Source organism: Paenarthrobacter sp. CM16 (genome assembly GCF_013179505.1).
Taxonomy (GTDB): Bacteria; Actinomycetota; Actinomycetes; order Actinomycetales; family Micrococcaceae; genus Arthrobacter.
The window spans coordinates 1-16,744 of sequence record NZ_JABMCX010000084.1 but is presented as its reverse complement, the minus strand read 5'-3'; the positions used below and the strand labels follow the sequence as shown (position 1 = coordinate 16,744).

The 16,744-nt window shown below is 62.6% G+C and carries 17 protein-coding genes and 1 pseudogene; 11 read left to right on the top strand and 7 right to left on the bottom strand.

Annotated elements, in window-relative coordinates; translation table 11 throughout:
- The 3 genes and pseudogenes from HP499_RS09530 to HP499_RS09520 form a co-directional block, all read left to right on the top strand.
- Positions 1–398, top strand: a pseudogene (locus tag HP499_RS09530) (hypothetical protein); the annotation flags it as partial.
- Between the two features lie 160 nt (positions 399–558).
- Positions 559–2,418 carry a dynamin family protein gene (locus HP499_RS09525; protein ID WP_172323849.1) on the top strand — a complete coding sequence of 620 codons (1,860 nt, stop codon included), beginning with the start codon at positions 559–561 and terminating at the stop codon, positions 2,416–2,418.
- Complete coding sequence (locus tag HP499_RS09520; protein ID WP_172323848.1) at positions 2,415–3,890, top strand: dynamin family protein; 1,476 nt, start codon at positions 2,415–2,417, stop codon at positions 3,888–3,890. Before HP499_RS09525 ends, HP499_RS09520 begins: the two co-directional genes overlap by 4 nt.
- Here the strand turns inward: HP499_RS09520 and HP499_RS09515 are convergent.
- Positions 3,871–4,506, bottom strand: coding sequence for a hypothetical protein (locus HP499_RS09515; protein ID WP_172323845.1), 636 nt, complete (start codon positions 4,504–4,506; stop codon positions 3,871–3,873). The genes HP499_RS09520 and HP499_RS09515 overlap by 20 nt on opposite strands.
- 6 nt (positions 4,507–4,512) lie before the next feature.
- Complete coding sequence (locus HP499_RS09510; RefSeq protein ID WP_172323844.1) at positions 4,513–4,953, bottom strand: PLD nuclease N-terminal domain-containing protein; 441 nt, start codon at positions 4,951–4,953, stop codon at positions 4,513–4,515.
- An 88-nt stretch (positions 4,954–5,041) separates the two neighbouring features.
- Between HP499_RS09510 and HP499_RS09505 the strand changes: the two genes are divergently transcribed.
- Positions 5,042–5,353 (top strand): DUF4229 domain-containing protein, encoded by a 312-nt coding sequence (locus tag HP499_RS09505; RefSeq protein WP_172323847.1) that lies wholly within the window; start codon positions 5,042–5,044, stop codon positions 5,351–5,353.
- Positions 5,354–5,414: 61 nt separating this feature from the next.
- Here HP499_RS09505 and HP499_RS09500 read toward each other — a convergent pair whose 3' ends face one another.
- The 4 genes from HP499_RS09500 to HP499_RS09485 are packed head-to-tail and all read right to left on the bottom strand — an operon-like array spanning position 5,415 to position 8,928.
- Entirely contained in the window at positions 5,415–6,296 is an 882-nt protein-coding gene (locus HP499_RS09500; RefSeq protein WP_172323843.1) for a 1,4-dihydroxy-2-naphthoate polyprenyltransferase, read from the bottom strand.
- 60 nt (positions 6,297–6,356) lie between these two features.
- A complete protein-coding gene (locus tag HP499_RS09495; RefSeq protein WP_172323842.1) occupies positions 6,357–7,496 on the bottom strand; it encodes an AMP-binding protein in 1,140 nt (379 codons plus the stop codon).
- 10 nt (positions 7,497–7,506) lie between these two features.
- Positions 7,507–8,469: a 1,4-dihydroxy-2-naphthoyl-CoA synthase gene (locus HP499_RS09490; RefSeq protein ID WP_172323841.1), complete on the bottom strand. Its 963-nt coding sequence runs from the start codon at positions 8,467–8,469 to the stop codon at positions 7,507–7,509.
- Positions 8,470–8,490: 21 nt separating this feature from the next.
- Positions 8,491–8,928 (bottom strand): VOC family protein, encoded by a 438-nt coding sequence (locus HP499_RS09485; RefSeq protein ID WP_172323840.1) that lies wholly within the window; start codon positions 8,926–8,928, stop codon positions 8,491–8,493.
- A gap of 265 nt (positions 8,929–9,193) precedes the next feature.
- Between HP499_RS09485 and HP499_RS09480 the strand changes: the two genes are divergently transcribed.
- From HP499_RS09480 to HP499_RS09465, 4 genes are read left to right on the top strand one after another with little or no spacing between them, the layout of a single operon-like run.
- The gene (locus HP499_RS09480; protein WP_172323839.1) at positions 9,194–10,468 is read left to right on the top strand and encodes an ABC transporter substrate-binding protein; all 1,275 of its coding nucleotides are present in this window, start codon (positions 9,194–9,196) and stop codon (positions 10,466–10,468) included.
- Between the two features lie 3 nt (positions 10,469–10,471).
- Complete coding sequence (locus HP499_RS09475) at positions 10,472–11,416, top strand: carbohydrate ABC transporter permease (RefSeq protein WP_172323838.1); 945 nt, start codon at positions 10,472–10,474, stop codon at positions 11,414–11,416.
- A 3-nt stretch (positions 11,417–11,419) separates the two neighbouring features.
- Positions 11,420–12,310, top strand: a complete 891-nt coding sequence (locus tag HP499_RS09470; protein ID WP_172323837.1) for a carbohydrate ABC transporter permease — start codon at positions 11,420–11,422, stop codon at positions 12,308–12,310.
- 8 nt (positions 12,311–12,318) lie between these two features.
- On the top strand, positions 12,319–14,061 hold the full coding sequence (locus HP499_RS09465) for a hypothetical protein (RefSeq protein WP_172323836.1): 1,743 nt from the start codon (positions 12,319–12,321) through the stop codon (positions 14,059–14,061).
- Here HP499_RS09465 and HP499_RS09460 read toward each other — a convergent pair.
- Entirely contained in the window at positions 14,058–14,786 is a 729-nt protein-coding gene (locus HP499_RS09460) for a CPBP family intramembrane glutamic endopeptidase (RefSeq protein ID WP_172323835.1), read from the bottom strand. The two genes, HP499_RS09465 and HP499_RS09460, sit on opposite strands and share 4 nt — an antisense overlap.
- Positions 14,787–14,837: 51 nt before the next feature.
- On the opposite strand from HP499_RS09460, the gene HP499_RS09455 reads away from it, so the two are divergent.
- The 3 genes from HP499_RS09455 to HP499_RS09445 form a co-directional block, all read left to right on the top strand.
- Positions 14,838–15,782: a metal ABC transporter substrate-binding protein gene (locus tag HP499_RS09455; RefSeq protein ID WP_172323834.1), complete on the top strand. Its 945-nt coding sequence runs from the start codon at positions 14,838–14,840 to the stop codon at positions 15,780–15,782.
- Positions 15,779–16,513, top strand: coding sequence for a metal ABC transporter ATP-binding protein (locus tag HP499_RS09450; protein WP_172323833.1), 735 nt, complete (start codon positions 15,779–15,781; stop codon positions 16,511–16,513). Before HP499_RS09455 ends, HP499_RS09450 begins: the two co-directional genes overlap by 4 nt.
- 3 nt (positions 16,514–16,516) lie before the next feature.
- On the top strand, positions 16,517–16,744 hold a 228-nt coding region (locus HP499_RS09445; RefSeq protein ID WP_309138367.1), incomplete at its 3' end, for a metal ABC transporter permease.

Sequence of the window (16,744 nt, the reverse complement as noted above, 5' to 3'; positions counted from 1 at the left end):
TCAACAAAGACTCCTACAACAACGAGACCGAACTGGAAGTCGGCGACGTGGAGTACACGAACATCGAGAACTCCACCATCATCAAGGACAACGAGGTGGACCTGGAGTACACCGACGATCACTCCACCAACGTGAACGTGGAAGACGTGCAGGTCAACTACGACTCCACAGTCATCCAGGACAACGAGCTGGAGATCGACAACTCGCAGGAAATCGCGGTGGAAGACGTCCAGGTCAACTACGACTCCACGGTGATCCAGGACAACGAGGTGGACGTCGAGTACACCAACGTCCAGGACAACACCGTCATCGCGGACAACGAGGTGGAGCTGGATGTCGAATACAACGACATCGACCATTCAACCGTCATCGCCAAGAACGACGTGGAAATCGACTAGTACCGATCAGATGTGCACGGCGCAGCGAAACCGGCTGCGCGAAGTACCGCGGAAGTGCCCGGCAGACAGTTCACCGTCTGCCGGGCACTTCGTGGCCTCCCGGGACGGCAGCAACGCAAAAAGAGAGAGCAAAGGACACACGGTGACCGAGACAGCACGCATGACCACGTTGGTGGAGCAAGGTATGGCGCTGGTGGGGGACCGGAACGATCTGAGGCGACGCCTGGAGAATACGCGAAACCGGCTGCAGGATCCCAGCGTCCGTGTGATCGTGGTGGGTGAGTTCAAGCAAGGCAAGAGCCAACTGATCAACGCTTTGGTGAATGCCCCCGTGTGCCCCGTTGATGACGACATTGCCACCTCTGTCCCCACTGTCGTCCGCCAGGGGGATCCGGCGTCGGCCGTTGTCCTGGTTCCCGGCCGGAACGGGTCCGATCCCGAAGAGGAAGCCGTCGGGCCGGAAACAGGGCTGGAACGGCAACCGGTGCAGTTGGAGCAACTGGCGGACTACGTCTCCGAAAAGGGCAATCCGGGTAATTCGAAGAACATTGTGGCGGCCGAAGTTTCCCTGCCCCGGAAACTGCTGTCCGGCGGATTGGTAATCGTGGACTCGCCCGGCGTTGGCGGACTGGGTTCAACCCACACATTGACCACCCTGACGGCCCTGCCATCGGCGCACGCCATGGTGTTCGTCTCCGATGCTTCCCAGGAATTCACGGAGCCGGAGATGAGGTTCCTTCGCCAAGCCATGCGCATCAGTCCCAACGTTGTGTGTGTACTGTCCAAGACTGACCTTTATCCGAGCTGGCGCCGGATCGCCGAGCTGGATCACAACCACCTGGCTGACGTCGGCCCCGATATTCCGCTGTTTCCCGTGTCCTCGGAGCTGCGGCTCCACGCCGCGAGGCTGCAAGACGCCGAGCTGAACGTCGAATCGGGATTTCCGGCGCTGATCGCCCACCTGCGGAACAACATCGTTGGCGGGGCGGCCAGGATTCAGCGCAGATCTGTCAGCAATGACCTGTTGTCCGTCAGCGAAAACTTCAGGCTGGCGCTCCAGTCGGAACTTGAAGCGTTGGAAAATCCGGCGGGAACTCCGCAGATGATCGCGGGCCTCAACGCGGCAAAGGACGACGCCGATTCGCTGCGCAAACGCTCAGCCCGTTGGCAGATCACCCTCAACGATGGGATCGGGGACCTCATCGCTGACATGGAGTATGACCTGAGGGACAGGTTGCGCAGGATCCAACGCGAGGCCGAACTTGCCATTGACCAAGGCGATCCCGGACCCGCCTGGGAGCAGTTCACGCAGTGGCTGGAACAGAGCACGGCAGCAGCGGTCTCGGATACTTTCGTCTGGACCAGCGAACGTGCCCAATGGTTGGCAACGCAAGTGGCAGAACACTTCTCCGAAGACGAGGTTGCCCTTCCTGCGTTGAAGGTCTCCGATACCGGCGGAGTGTTGGACCCCGTGGCTGACATCCAGGAGATGGAAGACGGGCGGCTCGGACCGATGCAGAAGGTGCTGATCGGGATGCGCGGGTCCTACGGCGGCGTGCTGATGTTTGGCCTTCTGACCGGCCTCTTTGGGATGGCCCTCATCAACCCGCTGTCCGTGGGAGCGGGCCTGATGCTGGGCCGCAAAGCCTACCGGGAAGACAAGGAAGCCAGGCTCAAGCAACGGCAAGCTGAAGCGAAGGTCCTGGTCCGGAAACACGTGGACGATGTTGTGTTCCAAGTGGGAAAGCAACTCAAGGACAGGTTGCGGCTGGTTCAGCGGGCCACCCGGGACCATTTCACGGAGATCGCCGAGGAGCACCACCGCTCCCTGGCAGAATCCGTGGCGGCAGCACAGAAAGCCGCCGCCACCTATGCCGCGGAACGGGACATGAGAACCAAGGAGATACGGAACCGCCTCAAGGCCGTGGATGCGCTGGCGAAGGAAGCCCGGCAGCTCCAGGAAGAACCGGCAGTGGAGAGCCCGCCCCGGCCCGCAACCTCCTCAGTCCCGGCCGGCTGATGGAACCGGGAATTGCCGGAGCGGCGGAAGTGCTCTTGCAGGCACGGGAGGTCTTCCACGACGACGCCGCCGCGCTCGCGGTGGTGGATGAACTGGACCGCAGGCTTGAAGGGCCCTTGCGCATTGCTGTTGCCGGGATGGTCAAGGCCGGGAAATCAACACTGCTCAATGCGATCATTGGCGAAGAAATCGCCCCAACGGACGCCGGTGAATGCACCCGTGTGGTCACGTGGTACCAACACGGTCACAGTCCCGGAATCACCCTCTACCCGTTCAAGGGCGGCCCCCAAAACCTTCCCGTGAAGCGCGAAGACGGCCGCCTGGTCCTGTCTCTGGGAGATACTCCGGCCCAGGACGTGGAGCGCCTGGTGGTGGACTGGCCATCAGCCCGGCTCCGGGGACTGACGTTGATTGATACCCCCGGCATCTCTTCCTTGTCCGGGGAGGTCTCCGGACGGTCAACGGCTTTCCTGCTGCCCGAAGACGAACCCACGGCTGCGGACGCTGTCATTTATCTCATGCGGCACCTGCACGCCTCCGATGTCCGGTTCCTGGAATCCTTCAAGGACACCGCAGCCGGTGGATCCGCTACCGTCAATACCCTGGCAGTCCTGTCCAGGGCAGATGAGATCGGCGCGGGAAGGATCGACTCCCTGATTTCTGCAGCAGTGATCGCCGACAGGTACAGCCGCGACCAAAACCTCAAACCCCTGGCGCTGGGCGTGGTCCCCGTTGCCGGATTGCTGGCCCAAAGCTCACGGACCATGCGCCAAGCGGACTGTGAGGCCATGATGCTGTTGGCGCAGATGGACCGGAACCAGCGGGAACGGCTGATGTTGTCGGCAGATCGTTTTGTCCGCTCCCCGGGGCCCCAAGGCCTGGAACCGTCCATCAAGGCATCCTTGGTCCAAAGGTTCGGCCTGTTCGGGATCCGTTTGGGTGTTGCCCTGATCCGGGGCGGAACCACTGATCCCACGGAATTGGCTCACGAACTCGCCCGACGCAGCGGACTGGGTACGCTGCTGGACAGCATCGGCTACCTGTTCCAGAGCCGCGCCGAGGCACTGAAGGCCCGGGCCGTCGTGGTGGGTTTGGAGTCATTGGTGCGCGGTGCTCCGCGGGACCGGGCAGAGCGGCTGGAGGAGGCGTTGGAACGGCTTCAGGCCGGGGCCCACGAGTTCAGGGAGCTCAAACTCCTTACTGCGTTGCGTACCGGTGGGGTGGGACTGGGCGAAGAGCAGGAAGCTGAAGCGGAACGGCTGGTGGGTGGCCGCGGCAGCACTGCCTGGTTGAGGCTGGGCCTGGATCCCGAAGCGGATCCCCGGCAGGTCAACGAGGCCGCCCGGACCTGCTTGAACCGTTGGCGGCTGATCGCCGAGAATCCCATGACCGAGCCCTCGGCACTGGAAGCGTGCCGTGTGGTGATGCGAAGTTGCGAAGGGTTGCTGGCCGCTATGCCCGCCGTTCGGTAAGCCGTTCGCTGTACTTTTCGCTGAGCAGCCAGGCAGTAGCCGAGGGGAAGAACAACAGGATCAGCCCTGCCGCGGCAAGGATGAACTGGGCCGCCAACAATACAGTGGTCAAGATTCCGTCCGCTCCCGGAGCCACCACGAAGTCGGCGGTAATCACCGTGACCACAGCGTGCAGCAGGACCAGGGGTGCCAAGGTCCAACGGGCCCAGACACGGCGTTTGAAAAGCACCGCCAGCAGCACTGCCTCCATGGCCACTACCAGGGCGATCATGGCGAGGCTTCCCAGAAAGACGACGGCGGTGGCCCCCTCAACAGACTGGGCGTCCCCTTCGGGAACCATGCCTGAGATAACACCCTTCAGCCGCTCGAAGCTAGCGTCACGGCCGAGGAAGCCAAAGATGACTACCGCGATTCCCGACACAAATGAGGCAACCCACAGGGTTCGGGACAGCCGTGCGGCGCCGGGTGGCTTGACCACCGCTGTGATGGGTGGCGGCGCGGACAGGGCAATGCCCGGACGTGGTGGCGGCGCGGATGGCGCGGACGGCGCGGATGGCCCGCTGGCTGATGGTGTGGTGGAAGGTGACTGCCGTGAACCATCGGCTTGCCGGGCCATGTTCGGCTACTTCAGCTCGTCGGTGTCATGGGGATCCGGCTCGTTGCGCTTGGCGTCGCCGGGTTTGAAACCGTTGCCTGTCGCCTCCTCGGAGCCGCCCGAGGGCTTATCGCCCAGCTCACGCTCCTTGGCTTCAAGGTCAGCCTTGAGTTTCTTCAGGCGTTCATCCTCGGCCTGGTTGCGGCGTCGGGTTTCCAGGTTCCTGAGGAATTCGGGGTCGTCGTCCGGAGCTGTGGGATAGCGGCGTACGGGCTTTGCCGTGGGCTTGCCATAGGGCCGGCCGAAGATGAACCACAGGATGGCACCCAGCAGCGGCAGGACGATCATCACGATGATCCACGCGGGTTTGGAAATACCGCGTGTTTGGTGCTTGTCCGTGCGGATAACATCCACCAGGGCATAGACGAAGATGACAAGGACAACGACGACGCCTACAACGCGGAGCATGCACCAAGTCTAGTCGCCGGAAGCCGTTCACTGGACGCCCTCTGCAGGCCCGTGATCAGAGTGCAACCATTGGGGCGGCTAAACTTGGATAGTGGCTTTCCTGAAGTATTCCCTCATTCGCCTGGCGCTCTTCGCGCCGTTGCTCGTACTCTTCTACTTTTTGGGGGTTGGGCTGATCCCGGCGGTGATCTTCGCCGGGCTGATGGCGTTCGCCATCAGCTACCTCTTCTTCCAGAAACAGCGCGACGCCGCCACGGCTGCCATGCGCGAACGTTTCTCCGGGCGGGCCAAGCCCATCAGGACCGCCGGCGAGGTTGAGGACGCCGCAGCCGAGGACGGCTTGGTGGAAAAGAACCCGGACATCGCCGTCAACAACGACAAACGCCCGGGCTCCGTCTAGGAGTTTTTGTACAGCTAACGCCCCCAAGAAGCCTTCTTGGGGGCGTTAGCTGTACAAAAACTTAGAAGCCGCGGCTCAGGATCAGCCCCAGCGAGAACAACAGGCTGTATCCGAGGTTGATCATGCCGGTCTGCTTGAGGACCGGAATGAGGCTCTTGCGCTTCTTACCGTTCACCATCAGCCAGGCCGGCATCAAGCATGCCGGGATCAACAGCAGCACGATCAGCATCCACGGTTTGGTGGGTGCCAGAACGATCACCAGCAAGATGGCGACTGCCAGCATCAAGACGTAGCTTTCGCGGGCGTGCCTGTCCCCAAGGCGCACGGCCAAAGTCCGCTTTCCCGCGGCAGTATCCGTGGGAATGTCCCTGACGTTGTTGGCCATCAGCAGGGCGCAGGCAATGAGGCCCGTACCGATCGCACCGATCACCGCCGCCAGGCTGACCTGCCCTGCCTGGGTATAGGTGGTGCCGAGCGTGGCAACGAGCCCGAAGAACACGAAGACAAAGATGTCTCCCAAGCCCATGTAGCCGTAGGGATTCTTGCCGCCCGTGTATCCCCAGGCGGCCAGGACGCATCCGATGCCCACCAGGATCAGCCACCATGACTGGGTGATGATCACCAGGATCAGGCCGCAAATCATCGCAGCGCCAAACAGTCCGAACGCGGCCCACTTCACTTGTTCCGGAAGTGCGGCGCCGGAGCCTACAAGGCGCAGGGGGCCTACGCGGTCCTCATCGGTACCGCGGATGCCATCGGAGTAGTCGTTGGCGTAGTTCACGCCGATCTGGAGCAGGAGCGCCACGAGCGCGGCCAGGATGGCATTCGGCAGCCGGAACGCTTGGAGCTCGTACGCCGCTGCCGACCCGATAAGGACCGGCGCGATGGCCGCGGGCAGTGTGCGGAGCCGGGCTCCTTGAATCCATTGTGCAGCTGTCGCCACGTGTAGTACCTCGTGTGTTTCGCGGTTGATCTTGAGCCAGGGGGTGATGGCAGAACTTGTCTATTGTCCCTGATGCAGGGTCGAAAGCTGGTCAATCATGGCCATACGGTCCGGCTTTCCATTGGGAAGCATGGGGAGTTCCTTGTCCGCCAGCACTGTTTTAGGTGCGAGGACCCCCAGTGCTTGCTCGCGGCGGGCGGTGAATCCCTTCAGGCCCTCGGGGGAAGGATCGGTCACGGCAACGTAGGCTGCCACGGCCTGGCCCCATTCCCTCGACGGGACGCCGGTGACGAAAGCCGCGGTGACTCCGTCGAGCCCTTCCAACCGGCTTTGGATATAGGCGGCAGAGGCCTTGACGCCGCCGGTGATGATGACGTCGTCCGCCCGCCCCAGCACGGTGAGCGTGCCGTCGTCGGAGAGCTCGCCGAGATCGCCGGTAACGTACCAGCGGACGCCGTCTTCTTCGAAGAATGCAGCCTTCGAGGCGCGGGCGGCATCGAGGTATCCCGCCGCCACGGTGTCGCCACCGAGCAGGATGCGGCCTTCCAGTTCGCCTTCGCCGATGCGGACCTCGACGCCGTCCAGCGGCTCGCCGTCGTACACGCACCCGCCGCACGTCTCGGCTGAGCCGTAGGTGGTCACCACTTTGAGTCCCTGGGCGCGAGCGGATGCCAGGAGCTCAGCGGAAGCGGGAGCGCCGCCCAGCAGGATCGCGTTGAAGCGGCGCAGGACGGCCAGGGTTTCCGGCGCGGGGGAGTCCAGGAGCCGCTGCAGTTGCGTGGGAACCAAGGACGTGAAGCGGATCTTGTCCGTGAGTTCCTCGGCGGCAGCGGTGAAGGCCTCCGGTGTGAAGCCGTTGGACTGGTCCATCACCCACGGCCGCGTGCCTGCATAGAGTGAGCGGACCAGCACCTGGACACCGGCCACGTACTGCAGGGGGAGCGCCAGCAACCACTGCCCTTCGCCGCGCAGGGCCATGGCCGTGGAGACAGAGGATGCTGCAAGGGCATCGATGGTCAGGACGGTGGCCTTGGGGGTGCCCGTGGAACCGGAGGTGCGCACCACCACTGCCGCGTCCTCGACGCCGGTCTCTACGGGGACAGCCCGTGGCGCGCCGGTTTGGTCAAGGACGATTTCGACGGCGGGACCCTCGCCGTGGAGGGCGGCCATCAGGGCTTTGAGTACGGGATCAATGTCCACTGGGTGAGTCCTAGAAGTAGTAGGGGAAGCTGGACCAATCGGGATCGCGTTTTTGCAGGAACGCTTCCTTGCCCTCCACGGCTTCGTCCGTCATGTATGCCAGGCGGGTGGCTTCGCCGGCGAAGACCTGCTGGCCCGCCAGACCGTCGTCGGCCAGGTTGAAGGCGAACTTGAGCATCCGGATGGCCTGCGGCGACTGGCGGGCGATGTCAGCGGCGTACTCCAGGGCAACTTCTTCGAGCCGGGCGTGGTCCACGGCTTCGTTCACGGCGCCCATGCGAACCATGTCCTCCGCGGAATATTCGCGGGCCAGGAAGAAGATCTCCCGCGCGGCTTTCTGCCCGATCTGGCGGGCCAGCAGCGCCGAGCCGTATCCGGCGTCGAAACTTCCCACCGTGGCGTCCGTTTGCTTGAACTTGCCGTGCTCGCGCGAGGCGATGGTGAGGTCGCTGACCACGTGCAGGGAGTGGCCGCCGCCTGCCGCCCAACCGTTGACGACGGCGATGACCACCTTGGGCATGGTCCGCATGAGCCGCTGGACTTCCAGGATGTGCAGACGGCCTGCGCGGGCGGGGTCGATAAACTCAGCGGAGTCCCCGGCAGCACCTTCTACTTGGTAGCGGTAGCCGTCGCGTCCGCGGATCCGTTGGTCGCCGCCTGAGCAGAACGAGTGTCCGCCGTCCTTTTCCGAAGGTCCGTTGCCAGTGAGCAGCACCGTGGCAACGTCCGGCGTCATGCGTGCGTGGTCCATGGCACGGTAGAGCTCATCCACCGTGCCCGGACGGAACGCATTGCGGACTTCGGGGCGGTTGAATGCGATCCGGACGGTGGGGAGGTCCTTGGCGGTGCCGTCCGCGGAACGCTCTACCTGCCGGTGGTAGGTCATGTCCTTGAAGTCATCAAAGCCGGAAACTGTGCGCCAGCGTGAGGGGTCAAAGATATCGGAAACCTTGGCAGGGAGATCGTTGTTCACACTCCGAGTCTAGTAATGGCCTTAGCTGATGCAGAACTCGTTGCCCTCGGGGTCGGCCATGGTGTGCCATTGGTGCGGTCCCTGGTTGGCGGTCCACAAGTATTTGGCGCCGCGGGCTTCAAGTTGTTTGCGCACGTCATCCTTGTCCCGGCCGTCCAGCCTGACATCCCAGTGCACGCGGTTCTTGACGGACTTTTCCTTTGGGTCGGTTTGGAACAGGATGCGCCGGCCGGTCTTGGGGTCTGTGTCCTCAGCAGGCACGATCGCGCAGCCCTCGGCCCACACCAGCTTGCCGTTGTGCGTGATGGTTTGGTCCTCGGTGGCGAACCCCTGCTCAATCATGGACCGGATGAACGCCTCGTCCTGCGGCTCCACGTTCCATTCCAGCGTTTCGGCCCACCAGTCGGCGAGGTCATGCGGCTTTTTGCAATCGACTACTACCTGGATGTTCAGTGTCATGCCTCCCACGCTATTCCCGACGACGGGTGGTCGGGTAGGGTTTTGCGGTCATGTTTGGTCCGGGTTTTGAGAGTTGCCTAGGACGCGGCTGTTCGCTTCTCCATCGTTAGAGATGTGCATACATCACCTTGACATATTGTCATGACATAGATCACAGTTGGTGCAGGAAAGGCTTTTCCTACCAAGGCAGCGTGGCCCCCGCGCCACGTCCTAGTTCCGCAGTCGGGCCCCCGGGCCGGCAGCCCCGTGAGAAAAGGACAGAGCATTGTCAGAGCAGACACGCATCTCCAGCATCAGCCGCAGGCAGTTCGGATTGACGGCATTCGGCCTCTCCGCCCTCGCGGTCGGACTTTCTGCCTGTAGCGGTGGTGGCGCCTCCGCCGAGGGCGGTGCCAAAACCCTCCAACTGGTCCTTTCAGGGGACACCAACCAGGGTGGCGCCTTCGCCGCGGCTGCGGCGAAGTACAAGGAAGCCACCGGAATCACCATCGAGGTGGTGGACGTACCCACTGCGGACATCACCACCAAGCTGAAGAACGCCGCAACGGCCAACGACCTTCCGGCGCTGGCACGCGTCACGAGCCTGGACCCCATCTGGGTGAATCAGCTCCAGGACCTCAGCGATATTGCCAAGGCCCGGAACATTGATGAAAAATTCCTGCAGACGGCCCCCGACGGAACATTGCCCGCCATCCCGTCCGACCTCACGGCGGTAGGCCTGTTCGTGAACAAGAGCCTCTTCGACAAAGCCGGGGTGGCCTACCCCACGGCTATCGAAAACAGCTGGACCTGGGACGAATTCGTAGCAGCCGTGAACCAGGTCCGCGAGAAGGCCGGGGCCAAGTACGGAATGGTGATGGACCGTTCCGGCCACCGCTTGCGCGCCATGATGTACGAGTTCGGCAGCGACGCCTTTGCAAAGAACGGTGACAAGTATGCCGCCGATGAGAAGGCTGTTGAGACGTTGGAGTACTTCCAGAAGATCAACGATGACACCACCATGCCCAAGTCCGTATGGCTTAGCGGAGAAGACGGCAACGCCATGTTCAAGAGCGGGCAGGTTGCCGCCTACTATTCGGGCAGCTGGCAGGTGGCCGACTTCAACAAGAACATCAAGGACTTCGAGTGGCTGTCCGTGCCGCTGCCCAAGAAGGAAGTCAACGCCACCAACCTCGGCGGCGGCTTCATGGTGGCCTTCAAGGACACCGGCGCGGACGACGAAGCCAAAAAGTTCATCGACTGGTTCTACGATGACGCCAACTACACCGAGTTCGCCAAGCTTGGCGGCTACCTGCCGGTCAAGGAAAGCCTGAAGGTGGAATATCCCTACCAGCAGGCCTCTTTTGAGCTCTACCAGCAGCAGATCGCCGGGAACGAGGCCAAGGGCGACAACGCCATCAAGCGCGTCGTGGCAGAGGCCTATGCAGAGACTCCCTTCTCCGGTGACCCCTTGAGGGAGGAAACCGTGAAGATGCTGGGCGGCAGCCAGGATGCCAAGACCACGGTGGAGAACATCGTGAAGCTCTACAATGGCGCCTAAGCCATGGCTAATTCAACGCTCAGCCCGGCGGTGAGGCCGGAGCAGCCCGGCTCACCGGCGGTGCGCAGCAAGTCCCAACAACGGCGGCGCAACCGCTATGTCATCGCTCCGCTGATCCTTGTTGGCGTCAACGTGGTGCTGTTCCTGGTGTTCTTTGTTTGGCCCGGTGCGCTGGGGCTGATCTATTCGTTCACTGACTACCGCGGCGTGGGCAAGCTGAACTTCATTGGTCTTGCCAACTTCCAGAAGCTGTTTGCCGACAGCACCTTCTATGCAGCTCTGACCAGGACGTTCCTGTACACCGTCCTCTCGGTTCCGTTGGTTTACGTCTCGTCCCTGGGCATCGCTTCCCTCCTGGTCAGCAAAGCCACGCGGGGGAGGACTGCGGCCAAGGTGATCATCTTCCTGCCGTGGCTGATCTCGCCGATCGTGGTGGGTGTCATCTGGAAATGGATGTTCGGCCAGGACTTTGGCTTCGTCAACTTCGTCATCACCACCTTGGGCGGCGGCCCGGTGCCGTGGTCCAGCAACGGGAACCTCGCGTTGATGGTGGTCATTTTCGCCTCGGCCTGGGGTGGTACGGCCTTCAACATGCTGCTGTTCATCGCGGCGCTGAAGAACATCCCCGAGGCCCTCCTGGAGGCGGCCGAACTGGATGGCGCCAATGCCTGGCAGCGGTTCCGGCATGTGATCCTGCCCGGCATCGCACCGACGTCGTTCATGGTCATCCTGCTCTCCACCATCCACGCAATGAAGGAGTTCGCCATGATCCAGGCACTCACCAACGGCGGGCCGGGAACGGAGAACACGTTGATTGTCCAGTACATCTACAAGACCGGCTTCGAGCAATCCAAGGTTGGCTACGCCAGTGCTGCCTCCATGGTGCTGATGGTGGTCCTGTTGGCTATCGCGCTGATCCAGCTGCGCTTCAACAAGAAGAAGGGCTGAACCATGGCAACAGCTACCAAATTGCCGCCCGCTGCAGGAGCCCGGCCCTCCGGGAAGTCCGGACCGGGCCGCGCCAAACGGAAGAACCTCTCCGCTCCGCTCACGGCCGTGCTGTGGGTCATCGTGGCCATCTATGCCCTGCCGCTGCTGTGGTTCCTCCTGAGCTCGTTCAAGCCCGGAAGTGAGCTGTTCAGTTACCCCCTGTCCATGATTCCCCGCGAGTGGACGTTCCAGGGTTTCGTGGATGCCTGGGAACGGGTTGATTTTGCCCGGTACTTCATCAACACCGCCACGGTTTCACTGGTCACCACGGTCCTCACCGTCTTCTTCAGTGCCTGCACCGGTTACGCGCTGGCCAAGTACAACAACAAAGGAACGCGGCTCTTCTTCGTCTGCATCCTGGCCACCACCATGCTGCCCACTGAAGTGATACTGAACCCGACCTTCTCCGTCATCCGTGATCTGGGCCTGTACAACTCCCTGGCGGGCATCATTGTGCCGTCTGTCCTCACGGCCACGGGTGTGTTCATGTTCCGCCAGTTCTTCCTGACGGTCCCGGACGACCTCCTGCACTCGGCCAGGATCGACGGCGCCAGCGAGCTGGCCATCTTCTTCCGGATCATGCTCCCGCTGTCCAAGCCCATCCTGTTCACCCTGGCCATCTTCTCTTTCCAGTGGCGGTGGAATGACTACATCTGGCCGCTGATCGTGCTGAACGACCCCAAGTGGTACACCCTCCAGGTGGCCCTGCGCAGCATTGTGGGGGCGGAAAACATCGACTGGCCCGTGCTGCTGGGTGCCTCCGTGATCTCCATCCTCCCGCTGGTGCTGGTGTTCGCGGTGTTCCAAAAATATGTACTCAACGCCGACGTCAGCGCCGGACTGAAGGATTAGGGGCAACAGTGAATCAGCAAACAGCATCAGTTGCCGTGGACGCATCGTTCCTGGACCGGCTGGTGGGGGCGGCCGATCGCCAGGTCACCACCATGATCGAAGCGTCCGACGGCGGTGCGGCAGCTTTGGCGCACCGCCCCGCCATGGGCAGGTTGCTGGCTTTGGCCACGGTCTACACGCAACCCGGATCCGTTCAGGCGGGTTCGGCCAGACTGCCTGGGCTCATGGCCGATTGCATTGCAAGGCTCGAGCACCTGCAGGGACCAACCGGCCTGTTTGACGGTACCAACCTGAGTTCGCCCCCGGACTCTGCCTTCACCATCAATGACGCCTGCATTGCCCTGGAGATCCTGGGTTCCCGCAGCGACGGGTTGGCCGGGACCGTCAGCCGGCTTCGCGGCGTCGTCGGGCGTATTACTGACGCCCTGGTAAGCGGCGGCGTCCACACGCCCAACCACCGCTGGGAGCTGTGTGCCGCGCTGGCCCGCATCCATGCACTGCACGAATCGGAGGGCGATCCTCGTCCGGACATCCAGCAACGCATTGGCCAGTGGCTGGCCGAGGGGATCGACCAACTGCCGGACGGGATGTACTCCGAACGAAGCCCCCTCTACGCCACTGCCGTAACCAATCCGTCGCTGCTGGCTATTGCCGATTATGCCCACCGGCCCGAAGTACTGGACCACGTCCGTGCCAACCTCACGGCTTTCCTGCCGTGGTTCAGCAGCGATGGCAGTGCGGAGTCCTTGTTCTCGCGGAGGCAGGATCAATGGAACAGGTTCGACGCCGAAGCCTTCCAGTTGCTGTATCGCCGTCTGGCGCTCCAAGACGGGAACAGCGATTTCGCTGCTGCTGCGGCCTGGTTGCAGCAATTCCCGTTGCTGGAGCCGGCAAAGGCCTTGGCCAAGGTCCGGCTTGATCCATGGTTGTCAGCGGAACTGCCCTGCGCGCAGGCAACTGAGAACCTTCCTGCTGCCATGGCTCCCGGACATGCCGTGTTGGCCAGTTGTGGGATCCATCGGTTCCGGAGCGGCCGGAGCGTTGCCACGGTCTTTGGCGGGTGCGACGACGTCACTGCCGGCATCGGCTCCGGACTTGCCACCAATCCCACTTTCCTGCGCTTCAGCCATGGTGAGGCGATCCTGACGGATGTGCGGCTCTCCCGAAGCTTCTTCGACCTCGGGCCATTCCGCAGCCGGCGCGCCGTTGTCGATGGTCCCGCGGTTCGCCTCGGAGACGAACTCAGTGCCAACTTCTACCTGCCGTTGCCGGTAGACCTGCAGCGCTCGGACGGCATCTACCCTTTGGTCCACGAAGGACGCTTCAGTGCCGCCATGGACTTCGGCAACCGCCCCGCCGTGGAGCATCGACTGGCAACGTCCATCACGGTCACGCCGAACGTTGCGGACGGAACAGTGGATCTGGAACTGGACTTCGACGGCGCCGAAACCTCATACGCCCTGGAGCTGACCTTCCGCGCGGGTGGCCAGCTGACCGGGGTTGAGGATGCCTGCGCCGGCTCGGGGACCTTCCAACTGACCTCCGGGATGGGGGCCTACCGGGTAGGGGATGACGTGATCGAGTTCGGCCCAGGCAACGCGGCGGACCCGGACAGCCCGCCGGTGTACAACCCGGGGGAGGCCTACCGCTATCCAGGCGGCTCCAACGCCACCTATGGCGTGAAGGTCTACATCACGGGAAGGACCTCGGGCAGTCATCGCGTGGTGTTGAAGGGGAGGAGCGACTCCTAGCCCGGCAGCAGTTCGGAAGGGATGGCGTAGATGAGGACTACGGCCATGAGGTTCTTGGCGGCGTGGACGAAGTAGGAGAACATCAGGTTTTTCCCGGTCCAGACATAGACCGCCACGAGGACCACGGCCATGCCCAGATACGGTGCAAGGGCGGACAACACCAATCCTTCGCGGCCCACCACATGGATGGACGCGAAGACCACAACGGAGATCACGCAGCAAATCCAGATGTTCAGGTAGCGGGACAACTTGCCGATCAACAAGTGACGGAACAGGTACTCCTCAACGAACGGGCCCAGCAGCACAAGCAGTGGCACCATCAGCCACGCCGGTACTTGCTGCAGCAGGCCTTGGATGCCCAGCTGGTTTTCGGAGCTTTGGGCTGTGCCGAATGCCGCCACCAGGATGGCCGTGAGGATGAGCATCACCACAATGGCCAGCGGGACCATCCCCAGGGTGAACCAAGGCCTGGTGCCCAGGATCTTGAGGTCCCTCCCCATGACGCGCCAGGCTGAGGCCACCGCGAATATTCCGACCCCGGCATAGAAGATCGCATTAACGGCATAGGATGCGGTGGCCGGCTCGGGAAAGAGCTGCAACACCAGTCGTTCCACGGATTCACCGGCAAAAGTGAAGTAAGCGGTAAAAGCGAGGTAGACGGCTACGGCAAGGGCATCGAGGGCAGTGAATCTGTACAAGGATGCCTTGGTGGAAAGTGTGCCCATAACACCAGCCTAGCTTTGCCGGGTAGGCCTTGCTTGGCTACACTTTTCGGTATGCCTAACTTTTCGTTTCGGCGCGCCAAAGATGTCCGCCGTTTCGCCGCTGTCCTGACCATCATTGCCCTTGCCCTGGGAGTCACTGCCTGCGGAGGTAACTCCTCCGCGGAGGGCGATGACAAGCCCGTGGTGCTGACCACGTTCACTGTGTTGGCAGACATTGCCAAGAACGTTGCCGGGGACAAGCTTCGCGTCGAATCCATCACCAAAGCCGGTGCCGAAATCCACGGCTACGAGCCCACCCCAGGCGACATCCGCAAAGCCGCCCAAGCCGACCTGATCCTGGATAACGGGCTCAACCTTGAGGCGTGGTTTGCCCAGTTCGTGGAGGACCTCGACGTGCCGCATGCCGTGGTCAGTGACGGCGTGGACGTCATGCCCATTGCCGAGGATTCATACCAGGGCAAGCCCAACCCCCATGCGTGGATGTCACCCAAGAACGTCCAGATCTACGCCGGGAACATGGCCAAGGCCTTCGCGAAGCTCGACCCTTCCCACGCTTCAGAGTTCGAGGCCAACGCCAAGTCCTACAACGCCCAGCTACAGTCCGTGCAGGACGAAATGGTGTCCAAGCTCGCCGTCCTGTCGGAAAAGCAAAGGGCGCTGGTCACCTGCGAAGGTGCCTTTTCCTACCTTGCCCGGGATGCCGGCCTCAAAGAGGTCTACATATGGGCCGTCAACGCCGAGCAACAGGCCACGCCCCAGCAGATCACCCGGGCCATCGAGTTCGTGAAAGAAAACCAGGTTCCGGCAGTGTTCTGTGAATCAACTGTCTCCGACGCCCCCATGCAGCAGGTGGTGGGAGCTACGGACGCAACGTTCGGCGGGACGCTGTACGTCGATTCCCTCTCCGAAGCCGACGGGCCCGTTCCCACCTACCTCGACCTCATCCGCCACGACGCCAAAGTCATCACCACGGCACTCACAGGAGGAACGTCATGAGCACCCACGCCATCTCCGTTGAGAACGTCACCGTCCACTACGGTGAAGTCCTGGCCTTGGACTCGGCATCCCTGACGTTGGAACACTCCCGGATCTGCGGCCTGGTGGGCATGAACGGCTCGGGCAAGTCCACACTGTTCAAAGTCATCATGGGCATGGTGAAACCCGACTCCGGCAAGGTCCTCATCAACGGCGAGCCACCGGTGAAGATGCGCAAGGAAGCCGGAATCGGCTACGTGCCCCAGAGCGAGGACGTGGACTGGGCTTTCCCCCTGTCGGTCCGGGATGTGGTGATGATGGGCCGCTACGGGCACCTCGGATTCACGCGCCGGCCCCGCAAAGCCGATCGGGACGCCGTCGAGCATGCCTTGGAGCGGGTTGAGCTGGGCGAGTTTGCCGACCGGCAGATCGGTCAGCTGTCCGGCGGGCAGAAGAAGCGGGCCTTCGTGGCCCGCGGCATTGCCCAAGGTGCCACCATGATGTTGCTGGACGAGCCGTTCGCCGGAGTGGACAAGCGGTCAGAGGCAACCATCACCCGCCTCCTCCGCGAGCTGGCGGAGGACGGCGCCACCATACTGATCTCCACCCACGATCTCCATGCACTACCGCAACTCTGCGATGAAGCCGTGCTCCTGATGCGCAAGGTGCTGATGCATGGAAGCCCGGACACCGTGCTCCAACCGGAAAACCTGGCCATAGCCTTTGGCCTCGACGTCATGAACAGGGGCTGAGCTGTGGAATTCCTGCTGGAACCCCTGAGCTACGACTTCATGGTGCGGGCGCTGGCCACCACGGCCATCGCCGCGGTGGTCTGTGCCGTCCTGAGCTGTTGGCTCGTCCTGATCGGCTGGTCCCTCATGGGCGACGCCGTGTCGCACGCGGTGCTTCCCGGCGTCGTACTCGCCTACATTGTGGGTGCGCCGTTCGCACTGGGCGCGCTGGTGTTCGCCCTGATCGCGGTG

Excerpts from the sequence above, each read along its gene's own strand:
- HP499_RS09450 (WP_172323833.1), top strand. The coding sequence starts at position 15,779 with ATGAGCACCCACGCCATCTCCGTTGAGAACGTCACCGTCCACTACGGT.
- HP499_RS09455 (WP_172323834.1), top strand. The coding sequence starts at position 14,838 with ATGCCTAACTTTTCGTTTCGGCGCGCCAAAGATGTCCGCCGTTTCGCC.
- HP499_RS09515 (WP_172323845.1), bottom strand. The coding sequence starts at position 4,506 with ATGGCCCGGCAAGCCGATGGTTCACGGCAGTCACCTTCCACCACACCA.
- HP499_RS09470 (WP_172323837.1), top strand. The coding sequence starts at position 11,420 with ATGGCAACAGCTACCAAATTGCCGCCCGCTGCAGGAGCCCGGCCCTCC.
- HP499_RS09510 (WP_172323844.1), bottom strand. The coding sequence starts at position 4,953 with ATGCTCCGCGTTGTAGGCGTCGTCGTTGTCCTTGTCATCTTCGTCTAT.
- HP499_RS09525 (WP_172323849.1), top strand. The coding sequence starts at position 559 with ATGACCACGTTGGTGGAGCAAGGTATGGCGCTGGTGGGGGACCGGAAC.
- HP499_RS09460 (WP_172323835.1), bottom strand. The coding sequence starts at position 14,786 with ATGGGCACACTTTCCACCAAGGCATCCTTGTACAGATTCACTGCCCTC.
- HP499_RS09485 (WP_172323840.1), bottom strand. The coding sequence starts at position 8,928 with ATGACACTGAACATCCAGGTAGTAGTCGATTGCAAAAAGCCGCATGAC.
- HP499_RS09475 (WP_172323838.1), top strand. The coding sequence starts at position 10,472 with ATGGCTAATTCAACGCTCAGCCCGGCGGTGAGGCCGGAGCAGCCCGGC.